General features: G+C 48.0%; 15 protein-coding genes. 12 read left to right on the forward strand and 3 right to left on the reverse strand.

Annotation, left to right across the window (positions count from 1 at the left end; translation table 11 throughout):
- Nucleotides 1–36 precede the first annotated feature (36 nt).
- Nucleotides 37–1,407, reverse strand: coding sequence for an outer membrane channel protein TolC (gene tolC, locus FJ444_RS17670; protein WP_140960550.1), 1,371 nt, complete (start codon nucleotides 1,405–1,407; stop codon nucleotides 37–39).
- Nucleotides 1,408–1,734: 327 nt separating this feature from the next.
- On the opposite strand from tolC, the gene nudF reads away from it, so the two are divergent.
- The 7 genes from nudF (at nucleotide 1,735) to FJ444_RS17705 (ending at nucleotide 8,117) form a co-directional block, all read left to right on the forward strand.
- A complete protein-coding gene (nudF, locus tag FJ444_RS17675; protein WP_140960552.1) occupies nucleotides 1,735–2,355 on the forward strand; it encodes an ADP-ribose diphosphatase in 621 nt (206 codons plus the stop codon).
- 1 nt (nucleotide 2,356) lies between these two features.
- On the forward strand, nucleotides 2,357–2,797 hold the full coding sequence (locus FJ444_RS17680) for a DUF1249 domain-containing protein (protein WP_255439293.1): 441 nt from the start codon (nucleotides 2,357–2,359) through the stop codon (nucleotides 2,795–2,797).
- Nucleotides 2,794–3,522: a metallophosphoesterase gene (locus tag FJ444_RS17685; RefSeq protein WP_140960554.1), complete on the forward strand. Its 729-nt coding sequence runs from the start codon at nucleotides 2,794–2,796 to the stop codon at nucleotides 3,520–3,522. The genes FJ444_RS17680 and FJ444_RS17685 overlap by 4 nt, the downstream gene beginning before the upstream one ends.
- Nucleotides 3,519–4,103, forward strand: a complete 585-nt coding sequence (locus tag FJ444_RS17690) for a YqiA/YcfP family alpha/beta fold hydrolase (protein WP_140960556.1) — start codon at nucleotides 3,519–3,521, stop codon at nucleotides 4,101–4,103. Before FJ444_RS17685 ends, FJ444_RS17690 begins: the two co-directional genes overlap by 4 nt.
- Before the next feature lie 132 nt (nucleotides 4,104–4,235).
- Nucleotides 4,236–6,128, forward strand: coding sequence for a DNA topoisomerase IV subunit B (gene parE / locus FJ444_RS17695; RefSeq protein WP_140960558.1), 1,893 nt, complete (start codon nucleotides 4,236–4,238; stop codon nucleotides 6,126–6,128).
- A gap of 29 nt (nucleotides 6,129–6,157) precedes the next feature.
- Nucleotides 6,158–6,808, forward strand: a complete 651-nt coding sequence (locus FJ444_RS17700) for an HAD family phosphatase (protein ID WP_140960560.1) — start codon at nucleotides 6,158–6,160, stop codon at nucleotides 6,806–6,808.
- A 25-nt stretch (nucleotides 6,809–6,833) separates the two neighbouring features.
- A complete protein-coding gene (locus FJ444_RS17705; protein ID WP_140960562.1) occupies nucleotides 6,834–8,117 on the forward strand; it encodes a hypothetical protein in 1,284 nt (427 codons plus the stop codon).
- A 25-nt stretch (nucleotides 8,118–8,142) separates the two neighbouring features.
- Here the strand turns inward: FJ444_RS17705 and FJ444_RS17710 are convergent, their stop codons facing one another.
- Nucleotides 8,143–8,454, reverse strand: a complete 312-nt coding sequence (locus FJ444_RS17710) for a hypothetical protein (RefSeq protein WP_370298072.1) — start codon at nucleotides 8,452–8,454, stop codon at nucleotides 8,143–8,145.
- A 113-nt stretch (nucleotides 8,455–8,567) separates the two neighbouring features.
- On the opposite strand from FJ444_RS17710, the gene FJ444_RS17715 reads away from it, so the two are divergent.
- Nucleotides 8,568–8,759 carry a putative motility protein gene (locus FJ444_RS17715; protein ID WP_140960564.1) on the forward strand — a complete coding sequence of 64 codons (192 nt, stop codon included), beginning with the start codon at nucleotides 8,568–8,570 and terminating at the stop codon, nucleotides 8,757–8,759.
- Here FJ444_RS17715 and epmB read toward each other — a convergent pair.
- Entirely contained in the window at nucleotides 8,750–9,802 is a 1,053-nt protein-coding gene (epmB, locus tag FJ444_RS17720) for an EF-P beta-lysylation protein EpmB (RefSeq protein WP_140960565.1), read from the reverse strand. The genes FJ444_RS17715 and epmB overlap by 10 nt on opposite strands.
- 34 nt (nucleotides 9,803–9,836) lie before the next feature.
- Here epmB and efp point away from each other — a divergent pair, with 34 nt between their 5' ends.
- The 4 genes from efp (at nucleotide 9,837) to FJ444_RS17740 (ending at nucleotide 15,657) form a co-directional block, all read left to right on the forward strand.
- Entirely contained in the window at nucleotides 9,837–10,406 is a 570-nt protein-coding gene (gene efp, locus FJ444_RS17725) for an elongation factor P (protein WP_140960567.1), read from the forward strand.
- A 51-nt stretch (nucleotides 10,407–10,457) separates the two neighbouring features.
- Complete coding sequence (gene epmA / locus FJ444_RS17730) at nucleotides 10,458–11,432, forward strand: elongation factor P--(R)-beta-lysine ligase (RefSeq protein WP_140960569.1); 975 nt, start codon at nucleotides 10,458–10,460, stop codon at nucleotides 11,430–11,432.
- A gap of 205 nt (nucleotides 11,433–11,637) precedes the next feature.
- Complete coding sequence (locus FJ444_RS17735; protein WP_140960571.1) at nucleotides 11,638–14,034, forward strand: TonB-dependent receptor; 2,397 nt, start codon at nucleotides 11,638–11,640, stop codon at nucleotides 14,032–14,034.
- 237 nt (nucleotides 14,035–14,271) lie between these two features.
- Nucleotides 14,272–15,657 (forward strand): DUF4397 domain-containing protein, encoded by a 1,386-nt coding sequence (locus FJ444_RS17740; protein WP_140960573.1) that lies wholly within the window; start codon nucleotides 14,272–14,274, stop codon nucleotides 15,655–15,657.
- Nucleotides 15,658–16,015: the final 358 nt, after the last annotated feature.

Below are 16,015 nucleotides of genomic sequence, written 5' to 3' on the forward strand. Positions count from 1 at the left end.
CCCAACCGGGCGCTTTTACGTGAGTTAAATAAAGCCTTACCCGGCTGCTTTCATGCCTTGCTCGAGTAATTCGATATCTTCGGCTTTTAAGTTACCAGCCGCTTGTTTAAGCGTAACCATAGCCTGAATAAAATCGTAACGCGCTCCAGCCAGGTTGGCGCGAGCGTTAAATAAGTTACGTGTGCTGTCCAGCACGTCAACAATGGTACGCGTACCTACGTCAAAACCAGCTTCGGTTGCTTTTAGTGCACTTTCCGCTGAAATAACGGCCTGTTCCAGTGCGCGAATAGTCGAGATTGACGCTTTAACATCATTGTAAGAACTGCGAACCGACTGAACAGTCTGACGGTAAGCCAATTCCAGATCCTGACTGGAAGAGACATACAAATCACGGGCACGGTCAGCCTGAGCTGATACTGAGCCGCCCTGATAAATCGGTACACTTACCGACAAGCCAATACTTTGGCTGTCAAAAAACGGTGTGCTGTTTTTAAAGAATGGTGATTCAGTAGTTCCTTTTGAGGCACCATACGACGCACTTAAACCCACGGTTGGATAATGCCCTGCGGTGGCAATATCGATGTCCATTTTGGCAACGTCAAGCGCAAGACGTTGGGCTAATAATGTCAGGTTTGCATTTTCAGCAATACTCAACCAACCATCAACATTTTCCGGGCTTGGTGCGGTTGCCGAAAAACGCTCGGTGTTTAATATATCCAAACGATCATGGTATTTGCCGGTAATAACACGCAGCGCTTCACGAGCCAGTTCAATGCGGTTCTCCGCTACAATTTCCTGCGCCACTGTGCTGTCAAAGTTAGCTTGTGCTTCATGCACGTCTGTGATCGCCGTTAAGCCCACTTCAAAACGCTGTTTAGTTTGCTCCAACTGACGCTCAATGGCACGTTTTTCTGCGCGAACAAAATCCAGATTGTCCTGGGCACGCAGTACGTTTAAGTACGCGGTAACTGTGCGCACAATCAGTTCCTGAGTTGCGGCAGCATAGCTGGCATCACTTTGTTCCGCGGTTAATTCTGCGCGGTCAAGGCCCAGCCAGTTAGAGTGGTCGTACAGAGACATCGTAAGATCAATGCCATAGCTGGTGGAATTGCTGTCAATGTCAACATCAACGATGTTAAAGCCGGTTGAGCCGTCATCGTTGCTTACCTGGATAGTTTGCGTGGTTTCCCGTGATGACTTGGAATACCCCAGTGAACCGGAAATTTGAGGAAGTAATGCGGCGCGGCTTAGCGGAATACCTTTATAGGCTGCATCGCGTTGAGCCTTGGCACGATTAACGACCGGATCGTTAGCAAGGGCCTGTTGATAAACTTCCAGTAAACTATCGGCTAATACCGGTGTAGTTATACCAAAACCGAGCATTAGTGATATGAGTGTTCTTTTCATTTGTGCGCCTTCAATCTCAACTGTTTTGCGTATTCAAGGTGTGTTGATGGACTGTTTATACGGTGGTAAGGTGCCTGTGTTACATCGGGTAACCCACACCGGGAGACCCACACCTCAACGCCATTGAATACTGTTCCATAATCTGTTTCGTACTTTAAGTAAGTCAACGACTAAAAGATACTTATAAGACGTAACAGAGCTTGAGCAAGTGTAACAGAATATGTGTTATGTCTGCCCAATCGTGTATTACTCAAATTATAAATACACGGATGATCGTAAATGTTCAAATTCGTATATTAACCGGTTTACACAGTAAAAGAGAATGCAATGAAAGCGAAAATTCAGCGTTTCAACTCAGCTGACGTCGAAATACTCAGTAAAAAGCCTGTCTACAATGGCTTTTTTACCATGATGCTGTATGAGTTCAGACACAAAAAATACGATGGTAGCTGGAGTGATATTGTTCGCCGTGAAATGTTTGAACGCGGCCATGCTGTAGCGGTATTGCCCTATGATCCGGTTACCGAAGAATTCGTACTGATTGAACAGGTGAGAATGGGCGCGCTGGCCACCTCTGACTCGCCTTGGTTAATTGAAGTGATTGCCGGGATCATTGACGAAGGTGAAACTCAGGAGTCAGTATGTCACCGGGAAGCGGAAGAAGAGGCGGGTATAGCTTTAACCCATCTGACGAAAGCCTTGAGCTATCTTGCCAGTCCTGGAGGAACAACCGAACGTTTGCATATTTATATGGCGAAAACCGATGCCACTCAGGCATCCGGCGTGCATGGCTTAGCTTATGAATCAGAAGATATTTTAGTGCATCGGGTGGCAGAGAACGACGCCCGTGAGTGGTTGGCAAACGGCAAAATAGACAACGCAGCGGCCATTATTGCGTTACAATGGTTCTTTATGAATAAGCAAAATTTACTGGCGAGCTGGCAATAACGTGGCAACCCCTTTGCGCAAATATGTACCAAATCTTCCTACGCTACAGGCAATCTGCGAGCGTAATTACGTGCATTTGTTGTCGATGCTGCCAGACTGCGACACTCAGGCCCTTACCTATCGCTTCAGCGCAGGCAAAGGACTCTGCTATCAGATCAGGATTGTCGACTCGGCCCGTTATACCAGTACCCTCGATATAGAACAGGTTGATACTGGCACACCCGATTACATGAAGCCGGCCATGACCGTGCGCTTGTATCACGACGCCAGAATGGCAGAAGTCACGTCCAGTCAGAACGCGGGTGCACTGGCTCCCTCTTATGAATATCCCAATGCCAAAATGCGGCTGCGCAACGAAAAGCACATGGTGAATTTATTTCTTACCGAGTGGCTGCATTTTTGCCTTAATCACGATGCCCAGCCGATTGCTCAACCGCAATGAAGCTGATTCAACTCTCTGATTGCCATTTGCTGGAGAACCCGGAGCGCGAAGGGTATGGCGGTATTAATCCACTGCAAAGCCTGCTTGCGGTATTAAACCTGGTTGCAACGCAAAAGCCGGATGGCATTATTGTAACCGGCGACATCAGCGGTGATGATTCCGATGCCAGTTACCAGTTTTTTATTGATGCACTGAATCAATGGCTGCCAGATGTGCCGATTAAAGTAATTGCCGGCAACCACGACAATAATCCATTGTTTAACTCGCGCCTTGCTCGCTGGCTTTTAACGGCTGACACCTGCTGGGAATTTGGCGATTGGTGTATTCATGGGCTGGACACCCGCTCGACGGGGACGCTGGGGATTATTAACCCGAACCAGTTGCAACAGATCAGTACGCAAATACAACATCATGCCGAAAAACAACATTTGCTGGCACTGCATCACCATCCGGTAGCCACAGAAAGTTGGATGGATAAACACGCGTTACAGGGTGTGCAGTTACTTGAAGCCTGGCTTGCCGAGCATCCTGTTGCCGCGCTGTTACACGGGCATATCCACGCCGATAATCTGGCTAGTCTGGCTGGCCGGCCGGTTTACGGTGCACCATCGACTTGTTGGCAGTGGGCATTAACGCCAGAATTTGGACTAGCCGACGTGGCACCAGGATTCAGACAATTCAATTTAACCTCATCACTGAGCACAGAAATAGGGAGAGTGGCATGAGTGCCATTTTGTATTTACACGGATTTTTAAGTTCCCCTTTGTCGGTAAAAGCCCAGCAAACGCGTGCCTATTTGGCAGAGCATCATCCTGATATCGAGTTCATTTGCCCTGAATTGTCGAACCATCCGGCCGAGTTAAGCAAACAACTCCTTTCGCTTATTACTGCGAATCCTGTGTTAACCGACAACGGCTTAAAAGTGATTGGCAGTTCCATGGGCGGCTATTTAGCCACCTGGCTAATGGCGCATTTCAACGGCAAGGCTGCACTGATTAACCCAGCAGTAAAGCCCTTTGAATTGCTGGAAGGCTATTTAGGCGCGCATATCAATCCATATACTCAAAAGCAGTTTACATTGAGTAAATCAGACATTGAGCATATCAGGCGGCTCTATGTGCCACACATTACCAACCCAGCCAACTTTAAAGTACTGTTACAAACTGGTGATGAAACCCTGGACTACCGTTTGGCGGTGCAGCATTACCAAGGGGCAGAGGTAGTTGTGGAAGAGGGTGGCGATCACAGTTTTGTGGATTACGAGCAGCATTTGCCAGCGATTGCGGCGTTTTTGTTTTCAGCCTAAGGCTGAAATTGCGCTTCCTCCAAGTGCCTGATAACATCGGCCAAAACAACGCAGTTTTTTTAGCCTGGAACAGTCTCCTGCGCTTGAGTACTGAGTAACCCAAACACCTGACAACGAAGAACAATCACAACTATGTCGAATCAATATAATTCTGATGCAATTGAGGTGTTAAATGGCCTTGAGCCGGTAAAACGCCGCCCGGGAATGTATACCGATACCGTTCGCCCTAACCATTTGGGTCAGGAAGTTATCGACAACAGTGTGGATGAGGCGTTAGCGGGTCATGCAACAAACATTAAAGTAATATTGCATGAAGATCAGTCGCTGGAAGTGATCGACGATGGTCGTGGGATGCCGGTGGATATTCACCCGGAAGAGCGTATCTCTGGCGTAGAGTTGATCATGACCAAGCTGCACGCCGGTGGTAAGTTCTCAAATAAAAACTACGAGTTCTCCGGCGGTTTGCACGGCGTGGGGATCTCGGTAGTAAACGCGTTGTCTACCCGCGTAGAAGTGACCATTCGCCGCGACAGTCAGGTGTATTTTATTGCGTTTGAAAATGGTGATAAAGCCGAAGATTTGCGCGTAATCGATACCTGTGGCCGTCGTAACACCGGTACCAGTGTGCGTTTTTGGCCTGACCCGCAGTATTTCGATTCAGCTAAGTTTTCGGTGTCGCGCCTGCGCCATAATTTGCGGGCGAAAGCGGTACTCAGCCCAGGCCTGCGGATTAAGTTCGACGACAAGGTTAACAAAGAAAGCCACGAGTGGTTTTACGAAGATGGCTTGCAGGATTACCTGTTAAGTGCCGTAAAAGAATATATCACTGTGCCGGAAGATGTGCCGTTTATTGGCAACTTCAGCGGTAATGGCGAAGCGGCTAACTGGGCTGTCATGTGGTTGCCGGAAGGTGGTGAACTACTTACCGAAAGTTACGTAAACCTGATCCCCACTGCTCAGGGGGGGACTCATGTAAACGGCTTGCGCCAGGGATTGCTGGAATCCATGCGGGAATTCTGTGAATTCCGCAACCTGTTGCCAAGGGGGGTTAAATTAACCCCTGATGATATCTGGGAGCGTTGCGCCTATATTCTTTCAACCAAGATGCACGATCCACAGTTTGCCGGACAAACCAAAGAGCGGCTATCGTCGCGTCAGGCATCGGCGTTTGTATCAGGCGTAGTAAAGGACGCCTTTAGTTTGTGGTTGAATCAGCACACTGACGTTGCCGAAGCGCTGGCAGACATGTGTATTAATAACGCTCAGCGTCGTTTACGTCAGAACAAAAAAGTTGCACGTAAAAAGGTCACACAGGGCCCTGCGTTGCCTGGTAAGTTAACTGATTGCTCGTCGCAGGACATTAACTACTCAGAGCTGTTTTTGGTGGAAGGGGATTCTGCGGGAGGTTCAGCCAAACAGGCTCGTGATCGCGAGTTCCAGGCCATTATGCCGTTACGCGGTAAAATTCTGAACAGTTGGGAAGTCGATTCCAGTCAGATACTGGCTTCACAGGAAATTCACGACATTTCCGTTGCGCTGGGCATTGATCCTGATTCAGAGGATTTGTCGGGATTGCGGTACGGTAAAATTTGTATTCTGGCCGATGCAGACTCCGATGGGCTGCATATTGCCACCCTGTTGTGCGCGTTGTTTGTACGCCACTTCAGAGCGTTGGTAAATGCCGGTCATGTGTATGTAGCCATGCCACCGCTGTTTCGCATTGACGTGGGTAAGGAGGTTTTTTACGCACTGGATGAATCAGAAAAGCAGGGCATTCTGGACCGCATTGAAGCCGAAAAACGCCGTGGCAAAATTAACGTGCAGCGGTTTAAAGGGCTGGGTGAAATGAACCCAATTCAGTTACGGGAAACCACCATGGATCCCAATACACGAAGATTAGTGCAGCTTACTGCTGATGATGCCGATGACATGCTGGAAATGATGGATATGTTATTAAATAAAAAGCGCGCTGGCGATCGCAAGCAATGGCTGGAAAGCAAAGGTAATATGGCTGAGGTGGTGTAACGCCCCTCATTTTCACGGAAGACTAACGATTGAAAGCAATTTTATTCGACCACGACGGCACACTCATTAATTCCGAGGCCGTCCACTTTGCGCTTTGGCAACAAGTTCTGAACCCGTTCAATGTGGCATTAACCGAACAGTACTACAATAGTGTGATGGCGGGTATTCCCGTGCCCCAAAACGCAATCGACGCTGTAAGGGATTTTAATTTACCTATTACTGCTAAAGATCTTGCAGAAAGTAAGCAGTTACTTACTAAAGAGCATCTGATGAAAGCCCCGTTCCCGTTAATGCCCGGGGCTGACGAAACGCTAAAGCGCTGCAAGGAAAAAGGACTCCGGATTGCTATTGTTACCGGCGGTAGCCGTTTGTCGGTGATGCGTACCATTGAATGCTATGGTTACGAAGAGATAATTGAATGCGTGGTGGCTGTTGAGGATGTAGAGCACAGTAAACCAGCCCCCGATTGCTACCTAAAAGCGCTGCAAGAGATGGGCATTTCAGCCTCTGAAGCGATGGCGGTAGAAGACACTGAGCACGGTTTAAAGGCCGCCGTGACAGCAGGGTTGCGCTGTGTTGCTATTCCTACCATTCAATCTGAGTCTCACGATTTTAGTGCTGCCAGTGCCAGGTTTGCCAGTCTGACCGATTGGGTGAGTGCTGAAATAACCCCATTATAATTGCGAGCGGGAGAGTCACGCTTACATGTTTCGACGTTTACTGTTTATCATCTTGCTAGTGCTGTTAGTCGGCGTAATCGGGCTGGCGTTCTTAACACTTGATCAGGCCCCCATTGTCACCAGGGAATCATCCAAACAGGTAGATAATGCCGATACCGTTAAAGAGTTGTTGAGGCAGTTAAAGAACAGTGTGGAAGACCGCCATGCGCAACAACAAGTACATATATCGCAATCGCAATTTGAAAGTTTAATGGGCTTTGCTCAGCGGGCGTTACCAGGCTTTCAGGGAGCGGTTGATATTGCGCCACATAAAACGCTGATCCAGGCCAGTATGGCATTGCCTGCACCCGCAAACAGTTTATACATAAATGTGACTGCACAGGTGTTTCCTGCTGATGGGGTAGACATCGACTACGTGCGTGTGGGCAGTTTGATTATTCCGGGTGAAACCGCACTGAATATGGCGGTGTGGCTGGTAGACAAATTTACCAAAAGCGATGTGGCCAGCACGGCGGCAAATCAAATCACCCGGGTTACCATGACCGACTCGCAGTTGACTCTGGATATGCGCCCCCTCGATGAACTGCTGGCACAAATTGATGTAGCCCGTGGCAATATCAGTAGCGGCGAGGATCCGTTGGGTGACCTCACTACGGACTATCTGGCGTACTTAGACGCTTCACCTTTGGGGAATTCCCCAACGCCACAAACCCTTGCGAAATACCTGAATCTGGTATTGAGCCGGGCGGCTTCACTTAGCGGTGAAGACGACGCTGTTTTGCATAATCAGGCAGCGCTGTTGTCGTTGGCTATTTATCTTGGCGATCACCGGATTTCGCAATTGGTGGGGGCAAGTCACCCAACGTCTGGTGAAATAGCGCAGCCGCGTGCACCGGCCGTACTTGCCCAACGCAATGATTTAGCCAAGCACTTCACCATTTCTGCGGCCATTCAAATTTTGTCACAGCAAAATATGACACTCGCCATTGGTGAGTTTAAAGAGCTGATGGACAGAGCCATGGGCGGCAGCGGCTATAGCTTCGTGGATCTCGCTGCGGATATGTCTGGTATGGCATTTGGACGCGTAGCAAGTGAGGCTACAACGGCAACCCAGGTGCAGGTATTAGCCGAAGCACATTTTCGCGAGCGCGATATTTTGCCGTATATCGGCGGATTACCTGAAGGGCTTAGCAAAGCTGAATTCCGACGCCGATACAGTGAGGTAGACAGCCCTGCTTATCGTGAACAAGTAGCGGACATTCAGCAGAGAATTGATAAATTGCCTCTTTACCGACTCGGCGCGCAGTAGCGCGCTGTCGGTATGAGCAAGCATATTACTGATGTGATACCGCAGTAAACTGTTGAAGCGTGGCCAGTGCCAGTTCAATTTTCTTAACCAACGGCACCAGTGCCGCTTTGGCTTCGTCGTCTGACTGCGATTTTAATGCCTGCCAGTCCTGGGCAATTTCTTCCACATAAGGCGAAAAGCGTTTCGCCCGTGTTGTAAAACCACTGTCCTCGGCAAAGATTGCCACAAACTTGCCTTTTTGCTGTTGTTGCAACTGATCGAGCCGTGCGTCAGCGTCTACTGCCTTGCGATATAACGTTTGCAGCGTTTCTTGTAATTGCTGGTGTACAGAATCCAAGTGAGCGCTCCTGTAAATTTCATTAAAGTTAATTAAAGAGTGGCCGATACAGCCATGAGGTGGGCAATTCTGCCCACTTTTTAACATTGCTACAAGCAAATAAGGAAACTGGTATGGATATTCAAGGTGCAGGTGCCTCTGGAACGTCCGGTGCGTCGCTTGAGTTGGCATCGCTGAAACTGGCCAAAGACCAGCAGAAGCAAGATGGTCAGGCTACGCTTCAGTTGCTGGAATCAGCTGCTGACGTACCAAAAACCGCATCCGCAAATCCGGCTATCGGCGCCAACATCGATACCTATGCGTGATTAACGGAGCGTTGCTCCTGTGGATGAAGACGTAAGTCGACCGGCGTTTTGCCAGGTTGGCCACCAATTTCGGTAACGAGTTTGGGAACCATAAATCCTGGCTGACGCTTTATCACTTCAGCCATTAATGCCCTTGCTTCTTTTAGTGATACATCAAAATGCGCAGCGCCTTGCACTTTGTCGAGTGTATGCAGGTAATAAGGCATTATGCCAGCATCGAATAACGCTTCATTTAGCGCCGTTTGCGTGTCTGCTGTATCGTTTACGCCTCGCAGTAACACCGCCTGATTCAGCAAGGTAACGCCCGCCTGTTTAAGCCTGGCAAGGCGCTTTATAAGTTCAGCCGATAGCTCATTTGCATGATTCACATGTAATACCATAATGCGCTGCAAAGGGCTGGTGGCGAACCAATCGAAGAATGCACTGTCCAGTCGCTCGGGTAACACAACGGGTAAGCGGGTGTGAATACGCAGGCGCTTGATGTGCTCAATACCGGCAATCTGCTGAGCCATATCACTTAAGTGTGAATCTTTAGCCATGAGTGGATCGCCGCCTGAGAAAATGACTTCGTTGATGTTGGTATTCGCTTCAAGATAATTTAAATGCGCGGCAAACTCCTGCTTCGACAGGCTATTATCGCTGTAGGGGAAGTGGCGTCTGAAACAATAGCGGCAATTCACGGCGCAGCCGCCTCGCACAATCATGAGTACCCGACTATTGTATTTGTGCAGTAACCCCCGCCCTGCGGTGTCGTGTTCGCTCAGTGGATCAAGGACAAACCCTGGCGGTGTTAAAAATTCCTGGCGGTCGGGCAGAACCTGAAGTAACAACGGATCGTGGCGGTTTCCCTTTTCCATCAGACGGGCAAAATGGCGCGGCACACGCATGGGAAACAGGCGGCGGGCCTCGGCGTCGGCAGCAAAATCAGTGTTGTCGATTTGCAGGTAATCCAACAGGGAAATGGGATCGGTAAAGCTCATGGCCAATTCTTTTTGCCAGTTTTTCTCCACAGATATGCTATTTTTTTGTATTATTTGCGCCACTAAATCTAAAACCTACAAGAGTTATTGAGGAATTATGGCTTTTTTCAGCACTAACGAGTTCAAATCGGGCCTTAAAATTATGCTCGACGGCGAACCTTGCAACATCTTAGAAAACGAATACGTTAAACCAGGTAAAGGTCAGGCATTTAACCGGGTTAAAATTCGCAAACTGATTTCAGGCAAAGTGTTGGAAAAAACCTTCCGCTCAGGTGAGTCAGTTGAAGGCGCAGACGTATTGGATACGGATTTAGCCTACCTGTACACCGACGGCGAATTCTACCACTTTATGAACAATGATACATTCGAACAAATCGCTGCGGATCAAAAAGCCGTAGGCGATAACGTAAAATGGCTGGTAGAAAATGATATGTGCACTATTACGTTGTGGAATGGCACGCCAATCACAGTTACGCCACCTAACTTTGTAGAACTGGAAATTACCGAAACCGACCCCGGTCTGAAAGGCGATACCGCTGGTACGGGCGGTAAACCTGCTACGCTGTCTACCGGTGCAGTAGTACGTGTACCCTTGTTTATTCAAACCGGCGAAGTGATCAAAGTAGATACGCGTTCGGGTGAATACGTGTCTCGCGCACAAAAATAGTTCTGTTTTGGTGCAGGCCAGTGGCCTGCACATGCTTATTGAGCATTCTGCATGTCTAAGCCTCTCTGGCAACCCACCGCATCGTTACAAGCCCTCCAGGCCAGGGCGAACTTGTATCAACAGATCCGTCAGTTTTTTGCCAGCCGCAATGTACTTGAAGTGGATACGCCAACGTTATCTCATGGCACGGTAACCGACGTTCATCTTGATGCGTTTAGTTGCGAATTCAAATACAGCAGTACGGGTAAAACCGAAACGCTGTATCTGCAAACCTCGCCTGAATTTGCATTAAAGCGGTTGTTGGCTACCTATAAAACCTGCGTATATCAGTTGGGTAAGGCCTATCGTCACGAAGGCCACGGGCGTTGGCATAACCCTGAATTTACCATGCTGGAATGGTATCGGATTGGATTTGACCACCATCAGCTTATGCAGGAAGTCAGCGAGTTGCTGCAGCTTGCTTTGGATGTATCAGAAACTGAAATGTTGAGTTATCAGCAAGCGTTTCTAAAGCATCTGGCACTGGATCCACTTACGGCAACCACCGCCGAAGTTGCCACTGTGTTTAACCGGTGCAACATTGATTTGAGTGACGGTTATCCTATTGATCACGACGGTATGTTGCAATTGTTATTCAGTTACGAAATCGAACCTAATATTGGCCAGCAGGTACCTTGTTTTATTTATGGCTATCCCGCGTCCCAGGCGTCGTTGGCACAGTTAAATAAACAGGATCCCAGAACCGCCGACCGGTTCGAAGTGTACTTTAAGGGTGCCGAGCTGGCTAACGGCTTTCATGAACTGCAAAGCGCACCTGAGCAGCGACGCCGTTTCGAACACGACAACCGTTTGAGAGAAACCTTCCGTCTGCCGGAAAAGCCCATCGATGAGCATTTTTTAGCTGCACTGGATGCTGGCTTACCCGCCTGTTCCGGCGTGGCGTTAGGCGTAGACCGTATACTCATGCTGAAACTCGGTGCACAACACATTGAAGACGTAATCGCCTTTCCGGTTAATCGCGCGTAGTACTCCCCACATATAATCCCGTTCAAACAGCAGTTGCCTGCGCAGGTCAGTATTCCTGGGTAGGTTAAATTCATTTACTAACGACAATCAGTAAAAAAATACCGTTGAATGACAGTTGACGACTCCCCGATAAATTGGGTAATGTTATATTATAACGTTTCGTGGTGAAGCGCGGTTTTCACATTATTCAGTAAAAGAGCAGTCAATGAAGAATAAAACACTTATCGGTTTAGCCGTATTGGCAGCACTTGGATCGTCGCCTGCTATGGCCAAGGTGGTTAAAGGCACGGTAAACAACGCACAGGGAGAACCCGTGCAAGGCGCAGAAGTGCGAATTGAAGGCTCAAAGCGGGTAACGTATACCAACGAACTTGGCCACTACCTGTTCGATAACGTTAAAATTGAGCATATTCATTTGCATGTGTATTCCTCTGACTATGTACACGGCGACAACGACCTTGGCAATGTGAGCAGCGATCAGACAGTGGATTTCACGTTGGTTCCCGTCTCGGTTGAAAATATTGTGGTAACCGCCAGTGTGTTGGGTTCATCAGTACTGGAATCGGTTACACCGGTGTCTGTTATTGGTCAGGATGAACTTCGCAGGCTCCAGGCCGAAACATTGGGTGAAACATTAAAGAAAACCCCGGGTGTTCACAGTACCTATTTTGGCCCGGTCTCCAGCAGCCCGGTGATCAGGGGGAATGACGGCCCACGGGTTAAGATTGTACAAAACAGTCTGGATGTATCAGATGTGTCCCGTATCGGACCCGACCACAATGTGGCAGCCAACAGTAGTAGTGCTACCCAGGTTGAGATTCTGCGCGGACCGGCAACGCTACAATATGGCAGTGGGGCTATTGGTGGTGTAGTTAACGTGGTAGATCAGCGTATTCCAAACGAAGTACCAGCAGAATTATCCGGTGAGGTAGAAGCAAACTACGCTACCGTAAATAACGGTAAATATGGGCGTTTTAACCTTAATGGTGGTCAGAATAATTTTGCCTTTCACGTAGATGGCTTCAGCCGTAAAACCGGTAATGCTGATATTCCGGGATTTGCTTCTGCTGAGCCTGACGGTGACGAAGAGGCTGGGGTGCTTGAAAATAGCCAAATGGACACAACCAGTATTACCGCTGGCTTATCACTGGTAGACGAAGAAGGGTATTTTGGTTTTGCGGTAGAAAAACTCGATAACCTGTATGGCGTGCCCGGCCATCATGGTCACCATGAAGACGGCAAAGAGGAAGGCCTCGAAGAAGAACATGAAGAAGAAGGCACTCGTCTGGATGTCGATATGACACGCTATCAGGCTGCCGGAGAATGGTATTCACCGATTGCCGGACTAAGCACAATCAAGTTTGCTGCAGCCTATACTGATTATGAACACGTTGAGCTGGAAGGCGACGACATTGGTACCCGTTTCAGCAATAAAGGCAGCGATATGCGTTTAACCGCACACCATAAGGACATAGCTGACTGGCATGGCGTTGTTGGAGTTCAGTATCACAACAGCGACTATATCGCAGATGGCGATGAAGCATTCACGCCGCCAACCGAAACCCAAACTGCGGCGATTTTCCTCATTGAGCAAAAGAAAGTCGGTTCTGCCCTGTTTGAATTTGGCGGGCGTTTAGAAACAACAGAGTACAGTGCTCAGGATATGGATTTTGAACTAGAAGCTGTAGCACTTGATCACGATGAGGAACATGAAGACGCACATGATGAAGAACACGCCCATACGTTTTCATTCGATGACTACCGATTTGTAAGCAGTTCATTGTCTGCAGGCGTTAACTGGGAATATACGCCGGGTTATTCTGTGGCCGTAACATTATCGCGCAACGAGCGCGCGCCCAGTCAGCAGGAATTATTCTCAGCCGGACAGCATTTAGCTACGCAAACCTTTGAAGTGGGTCTGGTATACGACATGGACGAGGACGGTGAAGTCAGCGATACGTTAAAGCCAGTTAAAGAGGAAGTGAGTACTAATTTAGATGTTACTTTCCGCAAATTCTCTGGTATCGGCGGTTACTCGCTATCGTTCTTCTACAACGACGCAAGCGACTATATCTATCAAAGTGCAACCGGATTGATCGCATTGAGTGAGCACGAAGAAGAAGGTGTGGAAGAAGAGGCCGGACATGAAGAAGAAGGTTTACCTGTGTACTACTTCCGTCAGGCCGATGCCAGGTTGTATGGCCTGGAAGCCGAAGGCTTTATTGACTTATCCAATACCCTTCGTGTGAGTCTGTTCGGTGATTATATAAGGGCTAAAATAGACAGTGAGGACTTACCTCGTATTCCGCCACTAAGACTGGGCTCAACGCTGAGTTATCAGGATGATAGCGTGAATGCCGATGTGTCGGTTACCTGGTATAACGAACAGGACAAGGTTGCTTCTTATGAAACAACAACCGATAGCTACACTCTAGTAGATGCGTCTGTTGAATACACGATGCCCGGGGATCTTGAGTGGTCTGTGTATGCACGAGCAAACAACTTGCTTGATGAAGAAGCTCGGGTACACACGTCATTTATTAAAGACATGGCTCCATTGCCGGGCAGAAACTTCACAGTAGGTACGCGCCTGGTGTTTTAATGTAGCCATTACATTAACTAACAACGCAACGTTTCCCAATAGTTGGCGGCCTCAGTGCCGCCTTTTTTGTCTATTTTTATGTATTTCACAGCAGGAAATGTGAAGTAACGGTCAGTAAATGTCAGCGATTGCAAAGGTTGTGTAAAGAGTCGAACCACCCGGCTCCGGTAACGTCTTTACACGTGTACCATACGCGCCTATGCGTTAATTCCGTTTTTTGCAAGGACATTTACATTTATGCACATCCCGTTAGTCAAGACCCTGTTTCGCGCTGCCAGTGCGCTATTTCTGGTGAGTGTTCTCACCGCCTGTGGTGGCTCAGGTAGCGACAGCAACAGCGACTACACCTATGCTTATTTACATTTTTACAATGGCTCTCCAAATGGCGCAACCGTGTACGTTCGCGAACTGGATGGCGACGACCTGGGCGCGGCCCAGTTTGGTGACAGCAGCTCGCTGATTGCGCTGGATTCAGGTGAACTGGAGCTGGAATTTTATCGCCTTGATTCTGATGATCAGGAAGTGGTAATTGACGAACTCACCGTGCAAATGAAGAAATCGTACAAAACGGTTGTGATCATGCGCGGAGACTTTGATGCACCCACGTTTGAATCTTACCAGTTCAAGCGTGAATCGCTGGACGAGCACTTTCGTTTAATGGCCACGTCAGTATTACTGGACGACACCCAAACGTTCGACTTATACATGAGTGATGCTGGCGACCCGTTTGAAGCGTCAAATTACCTGGGAACTATTACTGCGGGTGAATTAACCGAATACACCTATTGGGACGGTGATTCTGACAGCGATGATTTCAACGAAGACGAATACACTATTTATCTGACTAATGCGGGTGAAACTGACGTTGTGTTTGAAACCCCAACAATCAACTTTGCCTACAACACTGAATATGTATTGGTTATGCGCGATATTTCGGGTGCTATTCAAAACGGTATGGCTATGGATGTGTTGTTGAACTCTTCAACGGTATCTGAAGTGACCGACGTTGACGCCCTGTCGCAGTATCGGATTTACAATAGCTTAAACAGCGACTCACCCATTACCGTTACCTTTACCGGTGACGACGAAGGGGAAGCCATTACGTTAACGCTGGCCGCGGGTGAAGTGAGTGACTTTACTGAAATTAACTATGGCGATTACCGCATTTCAGCTTCAATTGGCGATACGAGTCTGACAGCGTTTAACAACAAGCTGATCACACTTAACCAAAGTGAGAGTAAAGCCATTGTTATCTACGAAAAGTCTGGGGCATTGGCTTCGCTAAGCTTTGTTGAGAGCTCGCTATCACAGGCATACGACAAAACCATTAATTTCGTGAACCTGGTAGAAGATTACGACGATGTGGATTTTTATCTGGTTCGTCACGATGAAACCATCGATACGGCCGAGTACAGCGTGCAAAACGTAGAGTTTACTGAAACCGACAGTGATGTTGTGCCTGCTGATTACTATGAAATCATTGCCGTACACGAAGACAGCAACGAAGAGCAGTATTTGTTGTACCGCTTGCCACTGCATGCGTTTGATGAGGACACTAACTACATCATTACGGTAGAGCCGTCAGACAATGCATCAGGTTATGAAATCGTGGTAGTAGACTAATCTGAACTACGAGTGGTAGTAGACTAATCTGAACTACGATAAGTACCAAGCATCAAACATCGCCGGGTAAAACCGGCGATTTTTATTGCTAATTAAAATTTACTGTTAATTAAAAAATAAACGGGATAAAATACGCCCCGTTGTTGAGATATTGCAACCCAACCCCAACATTGCTTACAACAGTGAAATTCTGGCCAGACAAAGGCTTAGCAAGTAGTGTAAACATTCAAACACAGCGCAATGGCTGTGTGCACTGAGTTTTTCTCGAATTAGTCAAAAATAATTCAAATTCCAACTACCTTCTGTGAATCTTTTCTGTTATTATTTCGCGCCCTTTTTAGCGGGGTATGGTTTAAAA

It is taken from the genome of Aestuariibacter sp. GS-14 (assembly GCF_006494365.1).
Lineage (GTDB): Bacteria > Pseudomonadota > Gammaproteobacteria > Enterobacterales > Alteromonadaceae > Alteromonas > Alteromonas mangrovi.